Raw genomic sequence first — 524 nt, 5'->3', positions numbered from 1 at the left:
GGGTTAGCCTGAGCGGCCTTCACTTGCAGCTTGATGTAAGCGGTAATCTTCTTGGCCATGAGGCACTCCAATTACGGGTTCAAACGCCTCGAAAGGCTCCCCGGTTACTTGCGCGTTTATCCCAGTGACGACAAAACCCCACAGCCTAGGGCTGCGGGGTTGGGATGCTTGCTCAGCTAGACCTTTTCGACCTGACTGAACTCCAACTCTACCGGAGTAGAGCGACCGAAAATGAGCACCGCCACTTGGATCCGGCTCTTTTCGTAGTTAACCTCTTCAACCGTGCCGGTAAAATCGGCAAACGGCCCGTCGTTGACACGTACCGACTCACCCGGCTCGAACAACGTCTTCGGCTTCGGCTTGTCGCTACCATCAGCAACGCGACGCAGAATCGCTTCTGCTTCTTTATCTGTGATTGGTGCAGGCTTGTCGGCAGTACCACCGATGAAGCCCATCACCCGAGGAGTATCCTTGACCAAGTGCCAAGTACCCTCGTTCATGTCCATCTGAACCAGCACATAACC

Annotated in this window: 1 protein-coding gene; it reads right to left on the bottom strand. The window is 54.8% G+C overall.

Features of this window, described 5'->3' with window-relative positions; translation table 11 throughout:
* Nucleotides 1-176: 176 nt before the first annotated feature.
* The coding region (gene nusG, locus AC1DLB_RS31805) for a transcription termination/antitermination protein NusG (RefSeq protein WP_477786508.1) at nucleotides 177-524 on the bottom strand (348 nt) is incomplete at its 5' end.

It is taken from the genome of Pseudomonas sp. 05N434, assembly GCF_056396965.1.
Note: the sequence above shows the minus strand (reverse complement) of the source record. Positions and strands in the feature narration are given on the sequence as shown.